Below are 21,422 nucleotides of genomic sequence, written 5' to 3'. Positions count from 1 at the left end.
TGACGGAAAGATCATCACAGGTGGAGGCCCCGTCGGTAATGGACTAGACGGTTTTCGGACCGAAGAGTCGTTCCCTCTCTCGACGCAGGCGGACGGGGCGCCGGATACCTGGGTCGTCAGTGGCACCAACGAAGGCCCGCAGGCGATCGAGCTGAGAGCCGCAGCAGTCTGCGTAACCGGTAGCGCTTAGGGTGTGCAGATCTTTAACTCGTCTTTTTGACCTTGGTCTGGGTGGGGTCGGGAGCGAGGAACGTTGCGACGTCGGCTGGTGTGTGAAGGCGGGCGGTAGAAGGGTTGATGTGGTGGCCGTGTGCTTCCAGGAGTGGGCGGACTTCCTGTTTCGCGCGGCTGATGGTCATGGCGGTGACGCCGAAGAGTTGGCCGAGGAGGTCCATGGTCGCGAGTTTGCGCAGGTGGAGCACGGTGGCCAGGACCCGGTCGGCTGGGGTGAGCTTGGCTTTGGCACCTGTGCCAGGGGCCACCAGGCGCTCGTGACTGCGACGTGTGCGGAGCACTTGCTCGCGTTGAACCTCCAGCGCTGGAGTCAACGCGTCGATGAGCTCGCTGAGCTGTTGGCGGGTCATCCCGGTCAGTTCTGGGTCCTGCAGCGAACGCCGCGTGAGGCGAGGCGGTCGGCCCGGTCGGTGAGGTTCTCGGCGAACTGCAGCACCGTCACCAGTGCCAGCTGCCCCGGTGACCACCCTTGCCGGCCCCGTACCCCGAATGCCTGGGCGAACTCGGCATCCGCGAACAGCTCGCCGAGCTCGTCGCGTACCCGCATCGCCAACGGATACGGCCCCTTCGCTGCTGCGGCCCGCGCTGCCCGCCCGGTCGTTTCCGGCACCTGCGGCCACGGCCGCGTCCGCATCGACACCCCACACCCCACCCCGCGGCCGCAGACGGAAGAGCACGACCGCTACACGACCAACGAGCATCACAACCGACCCGCAACGGAATTGGCCAGCAGGATCGGGTCTGGGCCGCCCACAGCCGCACGGCGGTCTCCGTGAGGTCGAAGCCCTTGACGAACTCGGGCACCGACCTGTCACCACGCCGGCACAACTCAACGATCTCCGCCTTGAACTCCGGCGTGAACTGCCGCCGGGGCCTGGGCGGCTTCTTCAGCATGCCCTCTATCACGGACATCCCTTCCCGGGCACACGCCCAGATCTCCGGATGTCCGCCAAACCGGACCAACTTCAGGCGCCACTCCGAACCGGTCGTGATGTGCGTGGCGACCGCTTCGCTGTCGATCAGCCACACGTCCATGGCCGCTGCTGGAGCGGCAGGAGGCCCGGGCCTGGGCAGCGACGAGGTGCCGAACGCGAAGGCGGAAGACGCGAAGACGGCGGCAGTGTCCGCGGCCGTGGCAGCGGGTTGGATGTAGCGAGACACGGGAAGGCGTCCGGCAGTCAGCGCAGTCACGGGCCGCCGGAGTGCATCATTCCCTCACCTCTTCTTCGCCTAGGCGAATCAGCTATGGCGTCAATTCGCTATCCGGGCGGGATGACTGTCCGGGTGGAAGTTCTTGCCTAGGAGCTGGAATGCTGTGTTCCTCAGTTCCTTCGAGAGCAACCATAAGTCGAGCGAAGGAAGACGGAAGATCGCCAGGATCGAACTTCATGGCTGACCGGACGTCAATCAGCATTCCTCTCAGCTCTGTGTCCTGCACTACGCCAGCCAAGTGGATCAGATCGTCGAGATCGGCGAGTTCGGGGGCATCGGGCTCAATCGAATCAGCCTGGGCTTGACCGCGGGCCAGGCAGTTCAGGATCTCGTTGAGAGGATGCTCCGATGCCATGACTTCATCGACCAGGGCCGGATCCTCCCACTCCATTCGCCTAATGAGTCGTTTTGGTAGCGACGCTCGCAGCCACTTGATGACAGATCTTCGCGCTGCGAGCATGTCAGGACTGAGGGCAATGAAACTGCTTTGAGCTACTTCACGTATAACGCCACCTGCGAATACCGTCGCACCGACACCCAAGGAATCAACCCAGTTATCCGTGAACAGGAAGTCTGAAGTCAGTCCCGTGACGGCTCCCGCGACCAGCAACTGAACGAAGGTGCGCCATCGCGAGTGGCTTTCATGAACCTCTCGCTCTGGAACTCCATCGAGAATCACGGCGCCCATACGATGCCGGGCCATATTCAATCCTTCTGGCCGAAGGGATTCAACCAATAGTCCCCGCGTCTCGTTGGCGACGGCGACAGCAAACAATTCTGGGCGTTGGTCACTCCGAGGGTAGGCTGCCCTGTCGAGGGCGTTTGCTCCCTGTTCGGTTCGTGCGGCGGCTGCGACCCAGAAGACCAGGCGCTCGAAGAAGGTTGAGTTAGAGGCGCCTCGCCAGTTCGGGTATCGAATTCCCTGGCTTACTTTCTCGCGGGCCCAATTCGTAATCCGCTTGGTTCGTCCGCCAGCTGTGTCAAACGAAAGGGGCGTGCTATCCAGAATATCGCACAGGAGATCCGCAGCCTCGCCGACCCTTTCTGATACCAGGTGGCTGCCTGGTGTGAGGCGGCTCTCCGCATTTGCAGCCAAGGCCCGGATGACCGCCTCGCGGCGAAGATAGTTTAGCCATTCACGCTCATCATGCAGGATTTTCGCAGCGTATAAGATCCGATACGTCCTGCTGACATCCCCAGCTCCGGGCATACGCTCCCCTCGAATATGACTACCGGGGCAATGTATCGTCCCGTCGGGGTGGCCACAACGCTACGGGCGTTCGATCGTCGATCGCGGATGATAGGGGCGACATCCTGCATGTGACCTGAGCTTCTCAGCGCCTAGGCCGTGTGTCGAAAGTGGATCTTGAGCGTTGGATGATCACGGTTCATGGGGCGGGGAGATCTCACGGACGAAGAGTGGGCGGTGCTGGAGCCGTTGTTGCCGAAGGGGAGGAAGCCGGGGCGGCCGCCCGTCTGGGCTCGGCGACGGCTGATCGACGGCATACGGTTCAGGGTCCGGACCGGTGTTCCGTGGCGGGACGTGCCCGTCGAGTACGGACCGTGGGGTCGGATCTATGACCTGTTCCGTCGGTGGCAGCGGGACGGCATCTGGCACAGGATCTTCACGCGGCTCCAGTCTCTGGCGGACGCGAAGGGTGCGATCACGTGGGACCTGAGCGTCGACTCCACAGTGTGCCGCGCTCATCAGCATGCGGCCGGGGCCCGCAAGCAGGGTGATCTGCAGAAGGAACCGCCGGGCGGTGTGTTCACCGAGCCCGGAGATCACGGCCTGGGACGCTCGTGCGGCGGGTTCACCACCAAGCTGCACCTGGCCGTCGAGCAAGGTCAGCGGCCCATGTCGATCGTGATTACGGCCGGGCAGCGCGGGGACTCGCCGCAGTTCGAACCCGTGCTGGAGAAGGTCCGCGTGCCCCGCATCGGGCCGGGTCGGCCACGCGTCCGCCCCAACCGAGTCCGCGCGGACAAGGCGTACGCCTCCCGCAGAAACCGCGCCTACCTGCGCCGCCGCGGAATCCGCTGCACCATCCCCGACAAGGCCGACCAGGCACGCAACCGCCAGAAGCTGGGCTCCCGCGGCGGCCGTCCGCCGCATTTCGACCCGGTCGACTACCGCGAGCGCCATGCGGTCGAGTGCGGGATCAACCGGCTGAAGCGTCATCGGGCCGTGGCCACTCGCTACGACAAGCTCGCAGTCCGCTATGAGGCCACTGAGCTCTTTCAGGGTGGCCACTGATCGAGTGACCCTGGCCGAGTCAGGATGAAGACCGCAACGGACAGGGCTCCCGCGCCGTTGAGGGAGGTGTTCGAAGTCTCAACCCATCGGCACAGGAGCCCTGTTGGTTCCCCATCCTGCCGCACTCGACCTGCCTCACGCTCTGGTCGAGTGGGTATCCATGCTCATCGCCACCCGTGAGGGTGACCGACGCTGCAAGCTGCCGCCCCACCAGCGCGCCCTCGTCGGCCTGGTCTACCTTCGTCGGCACGACACGCTCGCACGGCTCGCCGCCGGCTTCGGCATATCCGTCGGCACCGCCCACGCCTACGTCAAGGCTGTCGTCGAGCACCTGTCCGGTCGGGCACCCGGCCTGCTGCGTTTCCTGCGGGAAGCCGATCCTGATCACGTCCTGCTCGACGGGACGCTCGCCGAGTGCGACCGGGTCGGCGACAGCCGGGCCGACTTCTCCCAGGAGCACCGGCGTCACGGCGTGAACGTGCAGGTCGTGGCCGATCCCACCGGCAAGCTGCTGTGGATCTCACCCGCGCTGCCCGGCCGCACCCATGACCTGACCGCGGCCCGCACACACCGCATCATCCGGATCTGCGAAGGCCAGGGTGTTCCCGTCCTAGCCGACCGCGCCTACATCGGCGCCGGCTCCTGGGTGACCACACCGATCAGACGGCTTCCGAACCGGGACCTCACCACAACCCAGCGGACGATTAACCGAGCCCTGTCAGCGGCACGAGCACCGGTCGAACGAAGCATCGCGCGACTCAAGTCCTGGCAGATCCTCCGCCGGGCCCGCTGTAGCCCCAACCGCATGACCGTCATCGCCGCAGCCATCCTCACCCTGGAACGTCAGCGCTGATGAATCTCAGTGCCGTACCGGGGTGAGGACGGATTGGCAATGGCTGTCATCCAGTTGGGAACCGTCTCAGGACCAGACAAGTCGACCTTCGGTGAACCGACAGACCGGGGAGCTTCCATCGGCGATCCTCGTCAGCGTCTCCGCCACGGAGTCGAAGTACTGGGCCATCGATTCGTACTCGCCCGTGACCGTGGGGTCACCCACGAACCAGCTGCCGACGCGCCCGTCCCGCACATCGATGAACTTTCCCATCCAGCCGTCCTGGTCCGACAGGAACGGGATCCACTCGTTACGCCAGAACGGGTAGTCCGGCTGGTCCGGAGGGTCGAATCCGCAGGGCGTGGAGCGGTTCGCGTAGAGCCTCTCCATGGCCCGGATGCCCAGAAAGAAGCTTCCCTCGTCGGGGAACCCGTTGAAGCCGCAGCACATCACGTCGTCGTCGACGTCTTCCTCCGGCAGATCCAGATTGTTCTGCAACAGCCACGTCCGCAGGTCCCCATGAAGGGAGATCCCCATCCGTTCCTCGGCTGCCGCGAGCATCTGCTCCGTAGCGGGCCCCGGCAGATCCGCGTGATCGGCCGGCGCGTGCTCCCGAAGAAGACTCATCACACGCGACCAACTCTCAGCCACACTCATCGCCCTCTGCCCTCTGTCCTCTCTACAGGGATGTCTCCGTCCGACTACGCCACTGCGGAGGTTGGGAAGTACCGGCGGGAGAACCTTGCAGGGATGGTACTTCGAGCATGCGTTCCATCCCTCCCCACGATCATCTTCCGCCCCGAAGCGCAGGGCCGGCCCCTCAGCGAAGTGACCGCCCGCGACTTTTCACAGACAACGCACCGTGCCCGGCGGGCCCAGCCTCGGAGCTTCCAGGACTCAAGCGAGGGCCACGGCGTCACCCTGGAGTGGCGAAGCTGAAAACGCTCAGTGGTGATGAGGCTCCTTGATAGTGGCCAGAGCTGCTTCTGTTGCTCACTTGTTCCGGGTTTGGAGCGTCTGAGGAAGGTGGGGAGCATGAGCGTCTTTGAGGGGCTGCCTCCTTCGCTTCTCTGACGGCCGGTCGGTCAACGCTGAAGGTAGGTCAACGCTGAAGTCGGCGATCAGGTCTCCACGACGTCGGTGACCGGTTCCGGTGGCGTGCGGCGACAGTACCGGTTCAGGCCCCACGCGGTGATGATGAGGAGCAGGCCCGCGATCACCGCGGTCATCGTCGGGTCGAGCCACGGGACGGCGTCGGCGATGGCTTGAGCAGCCGGATGAAGGCTGCCTGCGACGATGACCGTCGGGCCGTCCACCTTGAGACGTCCTTCGGCTCCCGCCACTGCGGCCTCGACTATCGGGTTCTTGCACAGGTACTTGCGGGAACTCAAGAGGATCACACGGAAGATGCCGCGCTCGCCGTGGGCGTCCGTCAGGAACATGGCGACCTGTTCGGCCGGGGGGAGGTCCTTGGAGGGCAGCCAGTCGAACTCGCCTTTGCGGTCCTCCGTGGCCAGGAGGCCCGTGATGAGGCGGTACTGCCACTCGTCGGGGCTCACCCTGCCCGGGTCCACAGGTTCGGGCAGCTCCCAGCGCCGGAGGGCTCCGGTCTGCGATACGTGGTTGTCCAGAGGGGCCGGGGGCTCGGCGAAGGGCTGCTTGACCGTGATCCCGATGAGGCGCCCGACGCGCCACAGCGCGTCGTGCGAGTCGCGCACCTCCCGGTTCTGATACTCGGCACCGGGCACCGGGTCGTCGTCGGCGAACAGGCTGGCCAGATCCGTTCCGTACTCGGCCTCGGCGAGGGTGTCCAAGTCGCGGAGCGCCTTTCCCATGGCATCGTCGCTGATTGCTGCGGTCCCGGGCATCATGGGCCCCGTCCTGGCGTCGACGTGGCCGTGAGGGCCGTGGAACATCGGCGCACGTCCTGATTCGAGCGTCCCGCCGTCCCCGCGGCCTGTCCACTCGGCCGGTCGGGCGTACGCCGCTGTCGCGGTGAGTCACGGTTCTCGGGTGCGAGCGGGGCGGGCCGCCCCGCTCGGCGGGGGCGCCGGGCGGGGGCCGGCCGCTGAACGGCTGGCCGCGCGCAAGGCCGCCGCCCGTGGACGGGTCGAGCGTCCGGGCCTCCGAACAGGCCGACCTTCAAGCACACCCAGGCTCTCCACGACACGCCGACACCAGTTCGACATGCCGGATGAGGTCACTCAATAGATGGGGAGATCAACTGAGCAGGTTTGGGGACACCGCTGAGCACCGGTGGGGAAATTCAGAGAGCCTCATCAGTGGGCGTTCGGTGTTGAGGTGTCAGTGTCCCGTTCTGGGTTTGTCGCTGGTCGGGGGTATGTGGGTTGGGTTTTGCCGCTGACAGTGCTTGCCGATTCCGTGCTGACGTTTTTGACGTAGTGCCTGGTCACTTGGGTGCACATCGGGATGACGCTTTTAGTTTGCGCTGCTTCCTCTGGGGAGCGCGCTCCGCGATCCGGTGCTCTTGCCCGCGTGGCTTCCTGTTGTCCTGTGGGGATGACACGCTAGGTGTATTGATCACGAGTGTTGTTGACACTCGGCTGGTCTTGAACATGGCGAAGACCTCCGGTGTGGTGGGAGCTGTCTAGGAACTCACCGCACGGAGGCCTTCGTGTCCCACCGTAATGCCCGGCTGACCGTCTTCGGTAGGCGGCTACTGGTCGAGCGAGTCCGCTCGGGCCGCCCTGTCGCGCATGTCGCGGCCGAGATGGGCATATCGCGGGCCACCGCCCACAAATGGGTCCGCCGCTGGCGCACGGAAGGCGACGCTGGACTCCACGACCGTTCCAGCCGCCCCCGCACGACACCCCACCGGACGCTGCCCGCGATCGAGGCCCGAGTCTGTGACCTGCGCCGAAGCCGCAAACTCGGCCCCGCACGGATCGGTCCGATCCTCGGCCTGCCCGCCTCGGCCGTCCACTGGATCCTGGTCCGGCACAGCCTGCACCGCCTGGCCTGGCTGGACCGGCCCACCGGAGAGCCGATCAGGCGTTATGAGCGTGCCCGGCCCGGCGAGCTGGTCCATGTCGACATCAAGAAGCTCGGCAACATCCCTCACGGCGGCGGATGGCGGGCCGTGGGCCGAACTGACGGCGACCGCAACCGGCAGGCCACCACCACCGAGCGCAAGAGCTCCACACCAGTGATCGGCTACAGCTACGTCCACTCCGTCGTCGACGACCACTCCCGCCTGGCCTACAGCGAGGTCCTGGCCAACGAACGGCAGGAGACCGCCGTCGGCTTCTGGCAGCGGGCCAACACGTTCTTCCAGGCCCACGGCATCACCGTCGAACGCGTCCTGACCGACAACGGCGCCTGCTACAAGTCCAAGCTGTTCACCCGGACCCTGACCGCGGCCGGCATCGCCCACAAGAAGATCAGGCCCTACCGGCCCCAGACCAACGGCAAGGTCGAACGCTTCAACCGCACCCTGCTCGAGGAATGGGCCTACCTGCGGCCCTACACCTCAAACGACGAGCGGACAGCGGCCCTGGCAGACTTCCTCCACACCTACGACCACCACCGCTGCCACATCGCACTGGACGGACACCCACCCATCAGCCGCGTGAACAACGCTACGGGTCAATACACCTAGGCCCCGCGTGGGGAGAGGGGCGGCAAGGGTTCGCCGGGGTTGGCAGGGCGGCCTTCGGACAGCCAGAAGAGGTAGTGGCGGAGGTCCTGCGCGAGGCCTCCGTCGATGTACGTGACGTACTCCCGGGCCCCGTCTGCTGCCTCGCGTTCTGCCTCCCGCTTCGAGATCGACCAGGTGCGGTCCAGGGACGCGGCCCACTCCCGTACCCGGCCGCGCTCCCTCCACCAGTCGCGGACGAGCTGGGGGGTCCAGTGGTCGTCACCGTCGCAGGCGTAGCCGGCCATCGGGTCCTGTGCGACCGCGCCCAGCAGCGCCAGCGCCTGCGCCGTGTCACGGGGCTGCCGATAGATGAACTCGGCGCCCCATTCATCGTCGTAGAGCACGTGCGCGGGGGCGATCAGTCGGCCCATCCAGCAGTTGTCGGTCCCGGCCCCGTAGAACGGTCCCGGCACGTTGCGCCAGTCGTGTTCCGCCCAGCGCTCGGGGCGGGCGTTCCACCAGTTGCCGCGGTACTCCGGGGCGGGCAGCCACGTGCCGCCGCCGGGGGCGGGCAGCGGCCCGTTCTCTGCGGCCCGAACAGACGGCAGTGGGTCCCAGTAGCTCATGGTCGGCATCCTGTCAGGTGGCCAAACAGGCTCCGAAATCGTGTGCGGAGACCGTCTGCGGTCCACAACCGGCGCCCCTGGGCGGATGCCTGGCCCTGAGCGGATGTGTCGGCGCTCAGTGAAACTGAGTAGTCGTCATGTTCCTGACCTGGTGTTGTGCAGGTTGGTTGAGCGGGTTGGTGGCTGAGTGGCTCACTGAATCTGCATAGTGTCGGGGTGTGGAATCCATCTGACCTGGAGGTTTCCTGGCTTGGGGTGTGGCTGTGCAGGTTGGTTGGGTACTGCGCAGTTTCACTGGTTGTTGGTAGGTGGCCGGGGTGGTCGGTATCCGAGTTGGGTGAGTTCGACGGTGTCCGCTTCGCGGCTGGTGGGTTTGGTGTGGTGGCGGTAGGCGGTTTCGTTGGTGGGGTGGCGTGGGGCGTATTGGATGTAGCGGGCGAGGTCTTCGGGGTAGTGGGCGGGGTTTTGTAGCCATTGGCGGTTCAGGAGGCGGGCGATGGTGGTGTGGAGGGGATGGGACTGGCCGGGCGGGGTCCGGTGGTAGCGGGCTGAGGGCCGGCGGACGAGAAGCCCGGCCAGGGTGATGGTTTCGGGGTAGGTGATTGCCTCGCGGGCCAGGGCTTGCCACATGGAGGCGTCTTCGCTGGCGACGAGTCGGGCGCGGTCGGGCCAGATCCGTTCGGTTTTGGGGGCGCGGCGGCGCCAGTGTTCGGTGAGGCGGGCTGCCTGGGCGATGGCGTCGTCGGCGTCGGGCCCCCAGCGGCGGGTCAGTCGTAGGTGGGTGTGGTGTGCGCGGACGATCTCGGGAGTCTTGTGCAGGAGAGCGTGGGTGTGGGGGACGGGTATGCCGTGGAGGGTGTGGGGGCCCAGTGCCCAGGTGCGGTGGCGGGTACATACGAGCTGCTGGTGGGGGAGGTAGCGTGGGACGGGCTGGGTTTGTCCGGTGCGGGCGACGGTGCAGTGCGGGCATCCGATGACGGCGGGAAGACTGGAGGGGCGCAGGGCGCCGCCGGGCATGGTTTCAGCGGCGGAGCCCCGGTCGCGGTGGTCCTTCCAGCACGGAAGGGCGTGGGTGAGGTGAGCGTCGGGGATGCCGGTGTACTGGCTGATGCGGGCCCGCGCGCCGGCGTTGAGGTAGAGCTCGGTGGGCGTGTGCGGCCCGTAGTCGTGTTCGCGGGCGGGGCAGACCTTGGGCCGGTGTATGTGCAGCCCGCTCAGGAGCTCGCTGGTGGTGAGGTGGTGCGCCCTGGCGAGGCGTGCGGTGAATGAGACGTTGGTCTCGAAGGCCATGGGTCGGATGCGTCGCAGTGCTTGGTGTGTCAGGTCCGGCAATGTTCGCGGCATGTCAGCGCCGCCTGGCGGGCCGGGGGGTGTGTTCGGCGAGTTCGTCGAGCTCGATGTCGTCGAGAAGTGCTTTGGTGATCTTCTCGCTGCCGTCCAGGATCGCGGCGATGGCCGCTTCGCGTACCAGGGCGGACAGGCTTCCGATCCGGCCGCCGGTACGGAGGTGGAGATACGGCGCGTGCCGGGCCAGCGCACCCGTGCGGTGGGCGTCCAGGCGCAGTGCCTCGTCCATGCCCTGGATCAGCCCTTCCCATGAGGCGCGTTGCGTGGGGCTGCCGTGTCCCAGGGGCGGATTGCGGACGGTTTTGAACCGGCCTGCGATCTGCGCGCCCCGAACTCCGGTCAGCAGGGGTGAGGAGTCGAGGGCGACGCCCGCGTACACGAACGTCGCGGGGATCCGTTCGCTGAGGTGTTTCATCTGGTCGGAGGTCTCGGCGCCGTTGCGGGTGCGGGTGTTGAGGAGGTGGACGTCGTCGATCAGGACGAGTCGGGTGCCTAGTTCGTTCAGGGTGGCGCAGACGATGTCGGTGATGTGCGCCTGGTTCATGCTCGTGGTGAGGGGCAGGTCGAGGAACCGGGCGAGTTCGGACACGAGCATTTTCGCGGTCGCGGCCGGGGGGACGGAGAGGAACACGACGGGCATGTGGTCGTCGGGTGCGCCCCGGCGGGCTCGGTCGGCGAGGTGGAAGGACCGGCTGAGTTGTTGCAGGGTGGTGGTTTTCCCGGTGGTGGGCGGCCCGGAGATCAGCAGGCCTCGGCGGGCGGTGCCGTTGTGCCTGCGGTTGAGGATCATCAGCCGGCGCAGGGTGAGGGAGACCTTGGTCATGGTGGGGGTGGACAGGATGACGAACCGGGAGTGGTAGTCCAGGCGGTCTTCTGCGCTCCACGGACCGGTCCCGGGCAGGCAGGGTGGATCGGTGTCGACGAACCGCACCCATTCGCGCCAGGTGCTCGGCGAGGCGTACGGATCGTCGTTCGTCTCCCGGTCGGCGGCCGTTACCACTGCTGAGCCTCCTGGTGTGCGTCGAAGATGTTCCAGGCACCGCCCGGCGCCGCCGCGCTGGCAATGTCAGGGGTGGTGTCGGCGCCCTCGTCCGCGTCCAGGACCTGTCCGGCGGGACTGTCCAGCAGATCCATGCCCGCGTTCCGTCGCTTCTTGTGCCCAGCCTGTGCCTTCCGGCGTGACTGTGCGGGCTGGTCGTTCTCGCCGGGCTTGGAGGCGGTGCTGGTACGGGCCGCTGCGTCGAGGATGCCCGGGGCGCTGCTGGCAGGGGGTGAATCGCCCACGCCACCGACGCCTGTGTCGGTGGCATGGGCGTGGCGTAGGAGTTCGTCCAGGTGACGGGCGAGCTGCTCCTCGTGTTCGGCCCGGCCTTCACGCCGTTTGACCACGCTGCGGATGTGTCGCCAGGTGGTGTCGGTGAACGGCCTGGATACCAGCCCTTGGTGGATCCAGGTGACCGGCTCCCAGCCGTGGGGGAGTCTGACCCAGCACTGCCACGGCTCGTAGGGGTTGTGGTGGACCTCCCACTTCCCGTCCGCGGCGGTGGAGCGGTGGCGGTGCCCGTTGAGTGCGGGCCCGTCGTAGGTGCGGTAGTCGAACTGGATGCCCTCGTCGCCGATCGCGCAGCGCCGGGATGGCAGCAGTTCGATCCAGTCGGCTCCGGTCAGGGGGACGGGTACGTGCCCGGCGATACCGACGAGCACACCCCACATCTCGTTGGGAGTGAGCGTCAGGCGGGGCATGAGCGGGTGCCGCAGCCGCTCGTGGCGCCGTTCCTGCCACCCGCATTTACCGACCGTGGTTTGTGCTGTTCGTGATGTCTGTTCGAGCCTGTGGCGTGGACGTCACGGGCTCGTTTACCGACCGGTTTCAGGACGTTCGTCATGTTCTGGAGTCGGTACGGAGGACGAATGGTGCGGCACCTTGTGGTCGGGGACTTGAGGGTCCAGCGGATCGAGCGGAATGGCGGGAGGAGGTCGTGGACCGTCGTCTGGCCTGAGGGCACTCTCCACGCCGAAGCGGACAGGTTCCTGCGCGTCCATGACGGCTCGGGCACGCAGAAGACTTACGCGTACTACCTGGTGGATCATCTGCGGTGGCTGGAGCGTGAGTGCCTGGCCTTCGACAAGGTCGCGCTGCGGGACCTTGAGCGCTACATGGGCGTCGTCGGCGCCGAGGTCCACATGCCACTCGGTGAGCCGTGGCGGATGGGCAAGCGCCCCTACGGCCGGTCCGCGCTGTCGACCGCGGCGTCCTGCCTGAAGGGCTTCTACCTGCACCAGTCCTCTCTCGGCGTCAACGTGGACCTCGGTGGGAAGCTCGACGGCACGCGGCTGCCGTCGCGGGTGGACCGGCACCGCTCGCTCCTCGGGCACGTGAAGTCCGCGATGCCGGCAAACCCGCTCGCGCCGAAGGGACCGCACCGCCGGCACCCGAAGATGCTGCCCGACGGCGCGAGGGAGAAGCTGCTGGCGACGGTGAACTCGGCCCGGGACCGGATGGTGGTGACCTGGCTGGCCGACGGCGGGCTGCGGATCGGCGAGCTCTGCGGGCTGCACCTGGTCGACCTGCACCTGCGCGAGAACGCAGCCTGCGGCGAGTGCCGCGCCCCTCACCTGCACGTCTGCCACCGGCCCGGCAACCCGAACCGGGCCGAGGCCAAGACCAAGCACCCCTGGCGGGTCGAGCACGGGACGGTCACCGGCGGACTGATCAAGCGGGTCAGTCCGGCGATGGTGCACTCCTACTTCGAGTACCTCACCGGCGAGTACCCGCGCGAAGCCGGACACGGCATGCTCCTGGTCCAGTTGCACGGGGCCTGCGTCGGACAGCCGTGGGCACCGGTCGGGGCCCGCCGGATGCTCGGCCGAGCCGGGAAACGCGCCGGGCTCGGGCTGGTGAAACCCCATGCCTTCCGCCACACGTTTACTTCCGCGGTCCTCGACGCCGCCGACGGCAACCTGCTGATCGCCCGGGACGCCGGCGGCTGGGCCTCGGCTGCCACGGTCGACGAGGTCTACGGACACGTCGACGTCCACGACCCCGCCTTCGACTCCGCTCTGCGCGCGGTCTGGGGTGAGACGCGGTGACCACGACTGTTCTGATCCCGGTGCGGGACGGCCGGGAGGGCCGGGACCGGTTGGAGATCATGACCGCGCTGGTCAGCTCTCCGTCCTTCGACGCTGTGTTCCGCTCGGAGATCGTCGAGATCCCTCCGGACCACCCTGTCTACCGATGGGTCTGCCTGGTCACCGACTGCGAGCGGCCGAGGGTGGGCCGGGGCGATCTCTGCGGCGCCCACGAGACTGCATGGCGTCAGCTCCGCGCCGAGCGGTCCCGAGCGGACTTCCTGCGCACCGCCGATCCGGTCGGGCAGGGTGAGGAACTGCGTGAGCGACCGTGCCGGCTCTGCCCCGGGCGGCCTGCGCGCCAGTTGACCCTGGAACTGTGTCACCACCACCAGTTCAGTTGGTATCACCACCGTGACCGGCACGGCGCCGCAGCCGACTTCGACACCTGGCTGGCCAAGCAGCTGCCCCGGCCCGGATACGGACGCTGCAAGGCCGTGGTCTGCCCTGACCTGGCGGAGTCACCCCTGGGGCTCTGCTATCGGCACCACCGGCGCTATCGCAGGGAGGGAGGGCCGGGTGGCGCCGCGCTGCCAACGCAGTGGGGCAACCGCTACGAGCGGGTCGGCTTGCCGGTGCCGGTCGCCTACGACAACGAGTCGGACTTCCGGTGGTGGTGCTCAAGGACGGCGCCGGTATCTCGACCAGGGCAGGTCAACCTCCGGGGTCTGCACCCGCTCCTGAGGGCCGAGATCCAGTGGGGGCTGTCCGTCCATGCCCGTGGATCGGGCAGGCGCTGGGAACTCACCCAGATCCAGGGCCTGGCGGACTACTGCCGCGAGCACGGGCTTCATTCGCTCACCGACCTGGCCGCCGACGGCCTGGACCCAGAGAAGGAACAGGGTCTGCTGAGCACGGCCGGCCGGGACGCTGCCTACCTCGCCCGGATCCTCATTGACCTGCTCACCCCGCTCTATGTGACGCCGGAGCAGACCCGCGAGCAGGGGTACCTGAACACCGAGCACTTCGGCCGCCGGCTGAACAACCGGTCGCCGCGCATGGACCTGACCTCGATATCCCAGCGATGGCTCCGCGACCTGGCCTGGGATCATTTCGCCGCGATACTGCGATCGCCGAGCTGTCCGCGCTCAGGTCACACCTTCGACGGCACCCGGCGGGCCTGCACCGAGCTCAGCGCCTTCCTGGAGGTCCGGGCCCCCGGTGGCGGTCACGACCCGAGGCTGCTTCGGCCGCATCACGTCCACGACTTCGCCGCCGACCAACGGCTGCGGGAACTGGACGGGCTGCCGTCCCTGGGAATGAAGGGCCTGCACGGGAAACCGTCCATCGTGACGGCCTACACCCGCCAGATGGTCTTCACCCGCACCCGGCGGATTCTGCTGGAAGCCCTGGAATCCGGCGAAGCCGAACGGCTCGGCCTGGACCGGGGTTTCGTCACTGCCATGCCCTCTCCGGGAAGGATCATCACCCGGACACGAAGCCCCTTCTCCGACGAAGTCGCCCAGGCCCTCGCCGCGGAGACCAACCTGCAGACGCTCGCCGCCCGCCACGACCCGGCCGACCGCGGACTGCGCGACGCCTGGGAGACCATCATCGTCACCGGACGGCGCTGCAGCGAGGTGATCAAACTGCGTCTGGACTGCCTGGGCCGCTACGGCAGGCTCCCCATGCTCTGGCACGACCAGACGAAGGTCGACAACTACGACGCCGCGATCCGCATCCCCGAACAGCTCCACCAGCGGCTGGAAGCCCGACAGCGCAAGACCCTGGCGTTGTTCGCCACTCGCCACAACCGCCCGCCGACCCCGGAGGAGCGCGCCCATCTGCCGCTGTTCCCCAGCAACCAGCGCAACAGCGACAGCCGCCGGCCCCTGTCCTACCAGTGGTTCCACCGGGGCTTCAAAGAATGGATCAACGACCTCGACATCGGCCGGTGGGTACCCCATCAGGCCCGGCACTCGCTGGCCACCAGCCTGCTGCGAGCCGGAGCGAGCCTGACCCACATCCGCCGCTACCTCGGCCAGGTCTCCGAGCGCATGGCCGAGCACTACGTCCACCTCGCCCAGTCCGACCTGGAAGACGTACTGCAGCACATCTGGGTCGCCGGCCCCGGCGCCGCCAACCCCGGCGAAATCCTCACCGACGACCTCACCCCACTCACCCGAGAGCACGCCATGGCCATCGCGATCGACCTCGGCCGCCGCAGCACCCCCGCCGAGGGTGGTTTCTGCACCTTCCAGCCCGTCGTCGACGGCGGCGACTGCCCCTGGAGCCTCAACTGCCATTCCTGCGACAAGTTCGTCCTGTCCGGGGCCGATCTTCTCTACTGGAGGCGCAAGCGCGAGCAGTGGCGGCTGCTGGCCGAGGGCGCCCCGGACGATGCCACCGCCGACTACCTGCACGCCTACTTCGAGCCCACCGCCCGCGCTATCGACGGCCTGGAGAAGGCCCTGGCCGGCCTCGGCCTCCTGGACGAGGCCCTGGACCTGGACCTGCGCAAACCCCAGGACTACTTCCACCGCGTCTGGTCCACCGCCTTCCGCGCCGCCGACCTCGCCGATGCCGGTCACGACGAGCAGGACCAGGACGAGACCACCACCGACGAACAGGAATGCGCGTGACCGCCACCGTCCCCGACCCGCGCACGGCCGCCGCTCTCGCGGCCCGCCGACGCGGCACCGAAGCCGCCCTCGGGCGCGTCCGTGACGCGATCGCCAGGCTCCGCCGTGAGAAGGCCCAGGTCAGCGTCGCCGCGGTCGCCCGCCGCGCGAACGTCTCCCGCACCTTCCTCTACGACCACCCCGAGGCCAGGGACACGGTCGCCACCGCCATGGCCGAGGCGGGAGAGCGCCGGGCCCAGTTGCTCGCCGCCCAGGACGAGGAGCGGGAGGCGACCTGGCGCGAGCGGGCACTGAACGCCGAGGGCGGCCTCAAGGCCGCCCACGCCGAGATCCTCGCCCAGCGCACCCGCATCGGCGAACTCCTCGGACAGGTCCGCGACCTGGAATCCGAGTGGACCCAGGACGCCGTCCAGCGGATCACCACCGAGAACACCACCCTCAAGCAACGCGTCCGCCAACTCACCACCGACAACCGCACCCTGGATGAACGCCTGAAGGCCGCCCGCTCAAACCTGCGGTTCCAAGCCCGCCGCGTTGCCGACCTCGAAGCCCAACTCCTTGACCCACCCGTCGGAAAGTAGCCCGGCAAAACCCGGCCGAGGGGCCAGATCACCATTAGGTGACCGGGCCCCTCGGCCGGGACCAGAGCGATCGACGGTTGGCCAGCCGGGCCGCGCGACGCAAGACGGCTTCTGCGCGGGCGTGTTCCCAGGCAAGGCTCGGCCGTTCGGGCCGTCGTCGGCAATACGCGCAATCAGGATCACTGCAGACGCCTTCACGCCATTCGTCGCACACCACGCACAGCGCTGCGTCGAACCGTTCGCAGTAGTCCTGCCTGGCGCCGCACTGCAGGCATGATCCGGACTCCGGCCGGATGGCGGAGGGGCGCTTACGAGGCATCCCCCTGTCTGAGGTTCAGCATCTCCGCATCCACCACGGCTGAGACGGATCGCCATAGGAGTCCACGATCGTGCGGGAACAGTAGACCTCGTCAAGCGGATGCACCAGCCGCCGGAGCTCCCGCGATGCACCTGTCGGCAGCCCGCACAGGGCCTGCTCCAGCATCTCTCGTGGATGAGCGTCAGAGGGACAGCACGCTTCAACTCCGCAGCCACGGGCCTGTGGATCCGTCAGCCTACGGGCCGGGCCGTGAACGGTGCCGACCCACCGAGCCATCGCGTCGGCGATGGCTCCTGGCCACAAACGTGAATCCTCGAACGCGGCAATCTCGCTCTGTGCGCGCGCCGAGACCCCAGAAACGATCTTCCTGCCGTGCTCCGGGCGGAGCCTGCGCGACAACTTGGCGCGCACCTGGCCTGGCCGTCTACGCGCCATAGGCCTTTCGTTGGTTTGTCATGGACGACATCCTCCCAGAGTGAGGCCGTTCCGATCAATGCTGCCCCGATAGTCCGGCCTGTCAGCTGCCCGGGAGGCAGACTTCCCGACCTCTCTTGATCTCCCGTCGACTACATGTACGCTACGTATCACCGCAGGTCGAAGGCCATCTATGGACTCCCGCGGTCGGTAAAGCCAAGGACGACCCATTCGTCTAGGAGGTCCTGGAGCTGGGGCAGTGTCCAGCGTGCTTCGTCCTCCACGTTGCTGCCGCGCGTGGCGAGGCTGTTGCCGGTGTATCCGGCGACGTACTGCGCGAACAGGGTGCCGATTGCTCCGAAGCCCCGCTCCACCTGCCCTTTGGCGTGCCCGGATGCGGGCGGGCACGGCTGGACGGAGATCCCCAGGTGCTCGGCGGCGGCGAGGAAGCAGCGGGAGACGAACACCTTGCCCTGGTCGATGACCACGGTTGACGGCCGGATTACCGGCCTGGCTGCCGCGCCCTGCATGCGGGCGTCGATGGAGACGAGCCGCTGGTGGGGGATGACGGAGGCGGCCATGGACAGGTACTGGGGCCAGTGGGGCCGCATCGGCTGTGGCACCAGTGTCTGTGCCAGGAGTACGGCCGCGTCCACCGCCTTGGTGCCCTTGGGGCGCAGGACGGCCGCGGTGATGCTGCGGGTGGCCATGTCTACCGCCATCGTCAGTTCCGGCCGCCGCGCCTGTCCGTCCTCGCACACGACCATCACGTCCAGCAGGGTGCTGTCCATCATCACCAGCTCACCGGGGCGCCATCGCGTGTGTCGGAGTGAACACCGGCTCCGGTCGAGATGCCCGCCGCCGATGGCCGGCGGCTGTCAGCGCGAGCTGTTCCTGTTCGGCGACGGAGCGCACTAGCCGGTTGAACGTGGCCACCGGCGGCACCGCCACTGCTCCGGGTCCGTGGGCGTCTTTCAGCAGCCACCCCACCTGGCGCCGCAGCCGACTGAATGTCCCCGTCGAATGCCCCTGCTGCTCCTCCAGCGCCCGCTTGATCGCGGTCACCACCCGCGGATCGGCCCGCCCGAACGCGGACCGCTCTCGTTTCAGCCGGCCGTCGACGAGACCCCAGACCCCTTGCTCGCGGTAGCGGGCTCGCATCCGGCGCACGGTGGCCACGCTGACCTGCTCCCCGGCCGCGGTCAGCTCGGCGGCCTTGGTTGCCTCGTGTTCGGCGAGCCCGTACACGGCCGGGTCGTACCCGGGCCGCGGCGGCCAGTCCCGGTGGGGCCCGATGTGGCCGGTCTCGACTTCCAGGATGTGCCGCTCCCAGGCCAGGGCCTTCTCCCGGACCGCGGGCTCAAGCCCGTCCAGCGGGCCGTGTACCGGAACACGCGACCGCCCGGGCCGGCGGGGGTCCAGGACGGCGAAGTCCTGCGTACCGAGTACTTGGGTGAGCAGCAGCACCTGCACTCCGGCGCCCTCCTCGGCGACCAGTCGGCAGCGCGGCCCGTCCAGACCGGCCAGGACGTGGACGCCACCGTCGAACCGGATCCGGTCCCCGACTTCCACGACGTCTACCGGACGTTTCACTGCTTCAGCTCCTTCCGCCGACCGGTTGGCACGGCGGTCACCGGAGTCTCCTCGCTCAGGGGGCGGTCCCAGGCCATGCTCAGCAGGTCGTTCCAGAGCCCGTGGTAGACGGCCGGCAGTGTGGCGATCGGGTCTCCGAGCCGGAGTGCACCCTTGCCCAGCGTGGTGGGTTTGGCGAACGCTGCGCGCAGCCGGGAGGCGGGGATAGTCACCGAACACCGCGGGTGCCGGTAGACCGACAGCCAGCGCGCATTGGCCAGAACGACCGGATCCGCGGTGTCCGCGAACCGGTGCTCCCAGCCCGCGTCCCGAGCACACGCCCCGACCACCCGCGCCCGGCCGACGAGCCGTGCGGACGGTCCGCCGCTCCCGGGGCAGTCCACAAGACGAATGCCCCCGTCAGCCATGTTCACGGCCAGGTCAGGGGCGTGGGTCACGATCCGCCCCCGCTCCTCCCACACGAACTCCAGCGGACGGCTCACCATGCCCGCCACCTGCGGATTCTGATCCAGCATCATGACCGCGTCCCGCATAGCCGCGCTTCCGTACCCCACCAGACGACCGGTGGTCGCTGACCACCACCACCCCGGAGCCAACCGCCGCCCTCGCCGCAGCGGGAAACCACGCACCATCGCGCACTCTATGAGGCGTAGCTCCCCGATAGCTGCCCGCCACGGTCTCTGGAGCATGACCCCGTCCGGCCCGACGAACCGCACGTCCACATGGCGCGGATGCACCCCGCCCCCCTCCACCGAACCCAGTGGCCCCCCGAGAGCAAGTCGCCCTTGCGCCCATTGAAGAAGGCTCGGTCAACCTGCGCAGTGCGCAGATATACCGAGCCACACGAGGTGGTGAAGCACCCTCTGACCAGCCCGAATACACCCCTTGACTCTGCTATTGCCCCCTGGCCTGCAGGAACCCAAGCCGACGACCCGAGCGCAGGGCCCCAGACCAGTCCCGAATCCCAGATGAGTTCCGCTGCGAACAGGCAGCCTGTGCAGGCCGGTTGGGCAATGGCGCCGTGGCCCCTGGCTAGCGACCCCACTGTCCCGTCTCACTGAAGGTTGACCAATCTCACTGTAGATTGACCGCCGCGGTGTTGTCTCAACGAAGCGTGATCGAGACATCCCTGGCAGCCTGGTGCCGTGGATGACTTCACCGAGCAAGGGCTTCGCGACGCGATCGCCGCAGCGGAATCGCCGGACTGGTCTGTTAGAGCCGCCGCGGGGCGACATCTGGCGGCAGCCCCGCAGATTGAGAGTGTCGCCGGTGTCCTGCACCGTCTGTTGCTAGACGCTCAGGACACCGGGGTGACCTCGGATACCGCGGTGGCTCTCTTGGCTCGGAGAGATCTGGCCGGCCTGCGTGCAGTGCTTGCTGCCCGTGCAGTGGCCTCTGACCAGGGAACCGCCGATCAACTTGCTGCGGAACTGGACGGTGACCCGCGCTGGGCGACCGGACAGGACGGCGCCGAGATGATCGCGCAACTTCAGACGCTGGCAGCGGACAGAGACCCCGATGTCCGAAACGAAGCTCGGTTGCGACTTACACGCCTGCGCTGATCGGAAGGCACTGGTCACTGCCAACCTTCAGTGAGACAGGACACCCACTTGTCGGCGGTCAGTGGATCTGGTACGGGGTGATCTTTCCAGAGTCTAGCTCTGGTTCAGGTTGAATCGGATGGGCTGCGTCCCTGACTGGTGTAGGCGGCATGGCGCTGGAGGACGGCTCTGATCGTGGACGGTGTTAGCTTCCTCTCGTGACGGACCACCAGGAGCAGACGAGGGCGGCCTATGACGGGGTCGTCGAGCTGTATGCGTCGTTGTTCGCTAATCGGTTGGAGACGCATCCGTTCTCGCGGGCCATGATCGGCACCTTCGCCGAGCTGGTGCGTGAGACGGGGAATCTGCGGGTGGCCGATGTCGGGTGCGGGCCTGGACATCTGACGGGCATGCTGGACGATCTGGGCCTGGACGTCTTCGGGCTCGATCTTTCGCCGGGCATGGTTGACCATGCCCGGCGGGCTCATCCGGCGTTGCGGTTCGACGAGGCGCGGATGGAGGCCCTGCCGGTCGAGGACGGCGCGCTCGGCGGCGTGCTGGCCCACTACTCTATGATCCACACTCCGCCCGGTGAACTGCCCACACTCCTCGCTGAGCAAGTACGCGTCCTGGCGCCTGGAGGCTTGCTCCTGGTCTCCTTCTTCGCGACCGAAGAGCCGGAGCCGATCCGCTTCGACCACAAGGTGGCGCCCGCCTACAGTTGGCCGGCGGACCGCTTTGCCGACCTGCTGGCCGAAGCCGGGCTCGTCCCCTTCGCCCGGCTGCTCCACGATCCGGCCTCCGAACGGGGCTTCCTCGATGCCCACTTGCTGGCCCGCCTGGGCTAGAGGAGCACAGGGCCCGACGGCTGCCTCTTTACTGCTGCCAGCTCGGTCCGCGGAGCGGGCCGTGGTCTGGAGGCGGAGCCGGAAGACCCAGGGCGGGGGAGCGGAGCGGACCCGCCCAACGGGCCGGAGGCCCGGACCCCGTGAGACGGGGTCACCTCCCGCGCGGAGCGCGGGAGCCCTGGGGCCTGCGCAGCAGGCCCGCTCTGGTGGAGCGCAGCGGAACCAGAGCCAGTCCGGAGCGAAGCGCAGGACTCCGGCCCGAAGGGCCGGCCATGGCTCGGAGCGAAGCGGAGAGTTGGGCCCGAAGGG

General features: G+C 67.7%; 19 protein-coding genes and 1 pseudogene. 8 read left to right on the top strand and 12 right to left on the bottom strand.

All coding sequences use genetic code 11. The features are described from left to right. Window positions 1-203 precede the first annotated feature (203 nt). From ACZ7IF_RS28505 to ACZ7IF_RS28495, 3 genes and pseudogenes are all read right to left on the bottom strand, one after another. Window positions 204-638, bottom strand: a pseudogene (locus ACZ7IF_RS28505) (helix-turn-helix domain-containing protein); the annotation flags it as partial. Beyond that, entirely contained in the window at window positions 590-787 is a 198-nt protein-coding gene (locus ACZ7IF_RS28500; RefSeq protein ID WP_470977199.1) for a hypothetical protein, read from the bottom strand. The gene ACZ7IF_RS28500 and the pseudogene ACZ7IF_RS28505, both read right to left, overlap by 49 nt. Before the next feature lie 690 nt (window positions 788-1,477). Further along, window positions 1,478-2,656: a hypothetical protein gene (locus tag ACZ7IF_RS28495; RefSeq protein WP_470976965.1), complete on the bottom strand. Its 1,179-nt coding sequence runs from the start codon at window positions 2,654-2,656 to the stop codon at window positions 1,478-1,480. A 180-nt stretch (window positions 2,657-2,836) separates the two neighbouring features. Here ACZ7IF_RS28495 and ACZ7IF_RS28490 point away from each other — a divergent pair, with 180 nt between their 5' ends. Beyond that, window positions 2,837-3,703 (top strand): IS5 family transposase, encoded by an 867-nt coding sequence (locus ACZ7IF_RS28490; RefSeq protein WP_470976962.1) that lies wholly within the window; start codon window positions 2,837-2,839, stop codon window positions 3,701-3,703. A gap of 103 nt (window positions 3,704-3,806) precedes the next feature. After that, window positions 3,807-4,556: a transposase gene (locus ACZ7IF_RS28485; protein ID WP_470976959.1), complete on the top strand. Its 750-nt coding sequence runs from the start codon at window positions 3,807-3,809 to the stop codon at window positions 4,554-4,556. A 66-nt stretch (window positions 4,557-4,622) separates the two neighbouring features. Here the strand turns inward: ACZ7IF_RS28485 and ACZ7IF_RS28480 are convergent, their stop codons facing one another. Both ACZ7IF_RS28480 and ACZ7IF_RS28475 read right to left on the bottom strand, forming a co-directional pair. After that, window positions 4,623-5,162, bottom strand: a complete 540-nt coding sequence (locus tag ACZ7IF_RS28480; RefSeq protein WP_470976956.1) for an SMI1/KNR4 family protein — start codon at window positions 5,160-5,162, stop codon at window positions 4,623-4,625. A 494-nt stretch (window positions 5,163-5,656) separates the two neighbouring features. Further along, a complete protein-coding gene (locus tag ACZ7IF_RS28475; protein WP_470976954.1) occupies window positions 5,657-6,370 on the bottom strand; it encodes a hypothetical protein in 714 nt (237 codons plus the stop codon). An 800-nt stretch (window positions 6,371-7,170) separates the two neighbouring features. Here ACZ7IF_RS28475 and ACZ7IF_RS28470 point away from each other — a divergent pair. After that, on the top strand, window positions 7,171-8,154 hold the full coding sequence (locus ACZ7IF_RS28470; RefSeq protein ID WP_470976951.1) for an IS481 family transposase: 984 nt from the start codon (window positions 7,171-7,173) through the stop codon (window positions 8,152-8,154). On the opposite strand, the gene ACZ7IF_RS28465 is transcribed toward ACZ7IF_RS28470, so the two are convergent. The 4 genes from ACZ7IF_RS28465 to ACZ7IF_RS28450 form a co-directional block, all read right to left on the bottom strand. Then, window positions 8,151-8,759 (bottom strand): ferredoxin, encoded by a 609-nt coding sequence (locus ACZ7IF_RS28465; RefSeq protein WP_470976948.1) that lies wholly within the window; start codon window positions 8,757-8,759, stop codon window positions 8,151-8,153. The genes ACZ7IF_RS28470 and ACZ7IF_RS28465 overlap by 4 nt on opposite strands. 291 nt (window positions 8,760-9,050) lie before the next feature. Next, a complete protein-coding gene (locus ACZ7IF_RS28460) occupies window positions 9,051-10,103 on the bottom strand; it encodes a TniQ family protein (RefSeq protein WP_470976945.1) in 1,053 nt (350 codons plus the stop codon). A 1-nt stretch (window position 10,104) separates the two neighbouring features. Continuing rightward, window positions 10,105-11,106, bottom strand: coding sequence for a TniB family NTP-binding protein (locus tag ACZ7IF_RS28455; RefSeq protein WP_470976942.1), 1,002 nt, complete (start codon window positions 11,104-11,106; stop codon window positions 10,105-10,107). After that, entirely contained in the window at window positions 11,100-11,849 is a 750-nt protein-coding gene (locus ACZ7IF_RS28450) for a hypothetical protein (RefSeq protein ID WP_470976939.1), read from the bottom strand. The genes ACZ7IF_RS28455 and ACZ7IF_RS28450 overlap by 7 nt, the downstream gene beginning before the upstream one ends. 168 nt (window positions 11,850-12,017) lie before the next feature. Here ACZ7IF_RS28450 and ACZ7IF_RS28445 point away from each other — a divergent pair, with 168 nt between their 5' ends. Genes ACZ7IF_RS28445 through ACZ7IF_RS28435 form a run of 3 tightly spaced genes read left to right on the top strand, consistent with a single transcriptional unit; the run spans window position 12,018 to window position 16,398 of the window. Continuing rightward, entirely contained in the window at window positions 12,018-13,196 is a 1,179-nt protein-coding gene (locus tag ACZ7IF_RS28445; RefSeq protein WP_470976936.1) for a tyrosine-type recombinase/integrase, read from the top strand. Beyond that, on the top strand, window positions 13,193-15,817 hold the full coding sequence (locus ACZ7IF_RS28440; protein WP_470976933.1) for a tyrosine-type recombinase/integrase: 2,625 nt from the start codon (window positions 13,193-13,195) through the stop codon (window positions 15,815-15,817). Before ACZ7IF_RS28445 ends, ACZ7IF_RS28440 begins: the two co-directional genes overlap by 4 nt. Beyond that, window positions 15,814-16,398, top strand: a complete 585-nt coding sequence (locus ACZ7IF_RS28435; protein ID WP_470976930.1) for a DUF6262 family protein — start codon at window positions 15,814-15,816, stop codon at window positions 16,396-16,398. Before ACZ7IF_RS28440 ends, ACZ7IF_RS28435 begins: the two co-directional genes overlap by 4 nt. 924 nt (window positions 16,399-17,322) lie before the next feature. Here ACZ7IF_RS28435 and ACZ7IF_RS28430 read toward each other — a convergent pair. Genes ACZ7IF_RS28430 through ACZ7IF_RS28420 form a run of 3 tightly spaced genes read right to left on the bottom strand, consistent with a single transcriptional unit; the run spans window position 17,323 to window position 19,413 of the window. After that, on the bottom strand, window positions 17,323-17,925 hold the full coding sequence (locus ACZ7IF_RS28430) for a hypothetical protein (RefSeq protein WP_470976927.1): 603 nt from the start codon (window positions 17,923-17,925) through the stop codon (window positions 17,323-17,325). A 7-nt stretch (window positions 17,926-17,932) separates the two neighbouring features. Next, window positions 17,933-18,724 (bottom strand): hypothetical protein, encoded by a 792-nt coding sequence (locus ACZ7IF_RS28425; RefSeq protein ID WP_470976924.1) that lies wholly within the window; start codon window positions 18,722-18,724, stop codon window positions 17,933-17,935. Further along, window positions 18,721-19,413, bottom strand: a complete 693-nt coding sequence (locus ACZ7IF_RS28420; RefSeq protein ID WP_470977190.1) for a TnsA-like heteromeric transposase endonuclease subunit — start codon at window positions 19,411-19,413, stop codon at window positions 18,721-18,723. The genes ACZ7IF_RS28425 and ACZ7IF_RS28420 overlap by 4 nt, the downstream gene beginning before the upstream one ends. 456 nt (window positions 19,414-19,869) lie before the next feature. On the opposite strand from ACZ7IF_RS28420, the gene ACZ7IF_RS28415 reads away from it, so the two are divergent. After that, window positions 19,870-20,286, top strand: a complete 417-nt coding sequence (locus tag ACZ7IF_RS28415; protein WP_470976921.1) for a HEAT repeat domain-containing protein — start codon at window positions 19,870-19,872, stop codon at window positions 20,284-20,286. 197 nt (window positions 20,287-20,483) lie between these two features. Beyond that, complete coding sequence (locus tag ACZ7IF_RS28410; RefSeq protein WP_470976919.1) at window positions 20,484-21,113, top strand: class I SAM-dependent methyltransferase; 630 nt, start codon at window positions 20,484-20,486, stop codon at window positions 21,111-21,113. Window positions 21,114-21,422 lie beyond the last annotated feature (309 nt).

Source organism: Streptomyces sp. NPDC037421 (assembly GCF_055602105.1).
The sequence above is the reverse complement of the archived record's forward strand: the minus strand, read 5'-3'. Positions and strand labels throughout refer to the sequence as shown.

Excerpts from the sequence above, each read along its gene's own strand:
- ACZ7IF_RS28475 (WP_470976954.1), bottom strand. The coding sequence starts at position 6,370 with ATGGGAAAGGCGCTCCGCGACTTGGACACCCTCGCCGAGGCCGAGTAC.
- ACZ7IF_RS28480 (WP_470976956.1), bottom strand. The coding sequence starts at position 5,162 with ATGAGTCTTCTTCGGGAGCACGCGCCGGCCGATCACGCGGATCTGCCG.
- ACZ7IF_RS28445 (WP_470976936.1), top strand. The coding sequence starts at position 12,018 with ATGGTGCGGCACCTTGTGGTCGGGGACTTGAGGGTCCAGCGGATCGAG.
- ACZ7IF_RS28460 (WP_470976945.1), bottom strand. The coding sequence starts at position 10,103 with ATGCCGCGAACATTGCCGGACCTGACACACCAAGCACTGCGACGCATC.
- ACZ7IF_RS28495 (WP_470976965.1), bottom strand. The coding sequence starts at position 2,656 with ATGCCCGGAGCTGGGGATGTCAGCAGGACGTATCGGATCTTATACGCT.
- ACZ7IF_RS28450 (WP_470976939.1), bottom strand. The coding sequence starts at position 11,849 with ATGCCCCGCCTGACGCTCACTCCCAACGAGATGTGGGGTGTGCTCGTC.
- ACZ7IF_RS28490 (WP_470976962.1), top strand. The coding sequence starts at position 2,837 with ATGGGGCGGGGAGATCTCACGGACGAAGAGTGGGCGGTGCTGGAGCCG.
- ACZ7IF_RS28430 (WP_470976927.1), bottom strand. The coding sequence starts at position 17,925 with ATGATGGACAGCACCCTGCTGGACGTGATGGTCGTGTGCGAGGACGGA.
- ACZ7IF_RS28465 (WP_470976948.1), bottom strand. The coding sequence starts at position 8,759 with ATGAGCTACTGGGACCCACTGCCGTCTGTTCGGGCCGCAGAGAACGGG.
- ACZ7IF_RS28420 (WP_470977190.1), bottom strand. The coding sequence starts at position 19,413 with ATGCTCCAGAGACCGTGGCGGGCAGCTATCGGGGAGCTACGCCTCATA.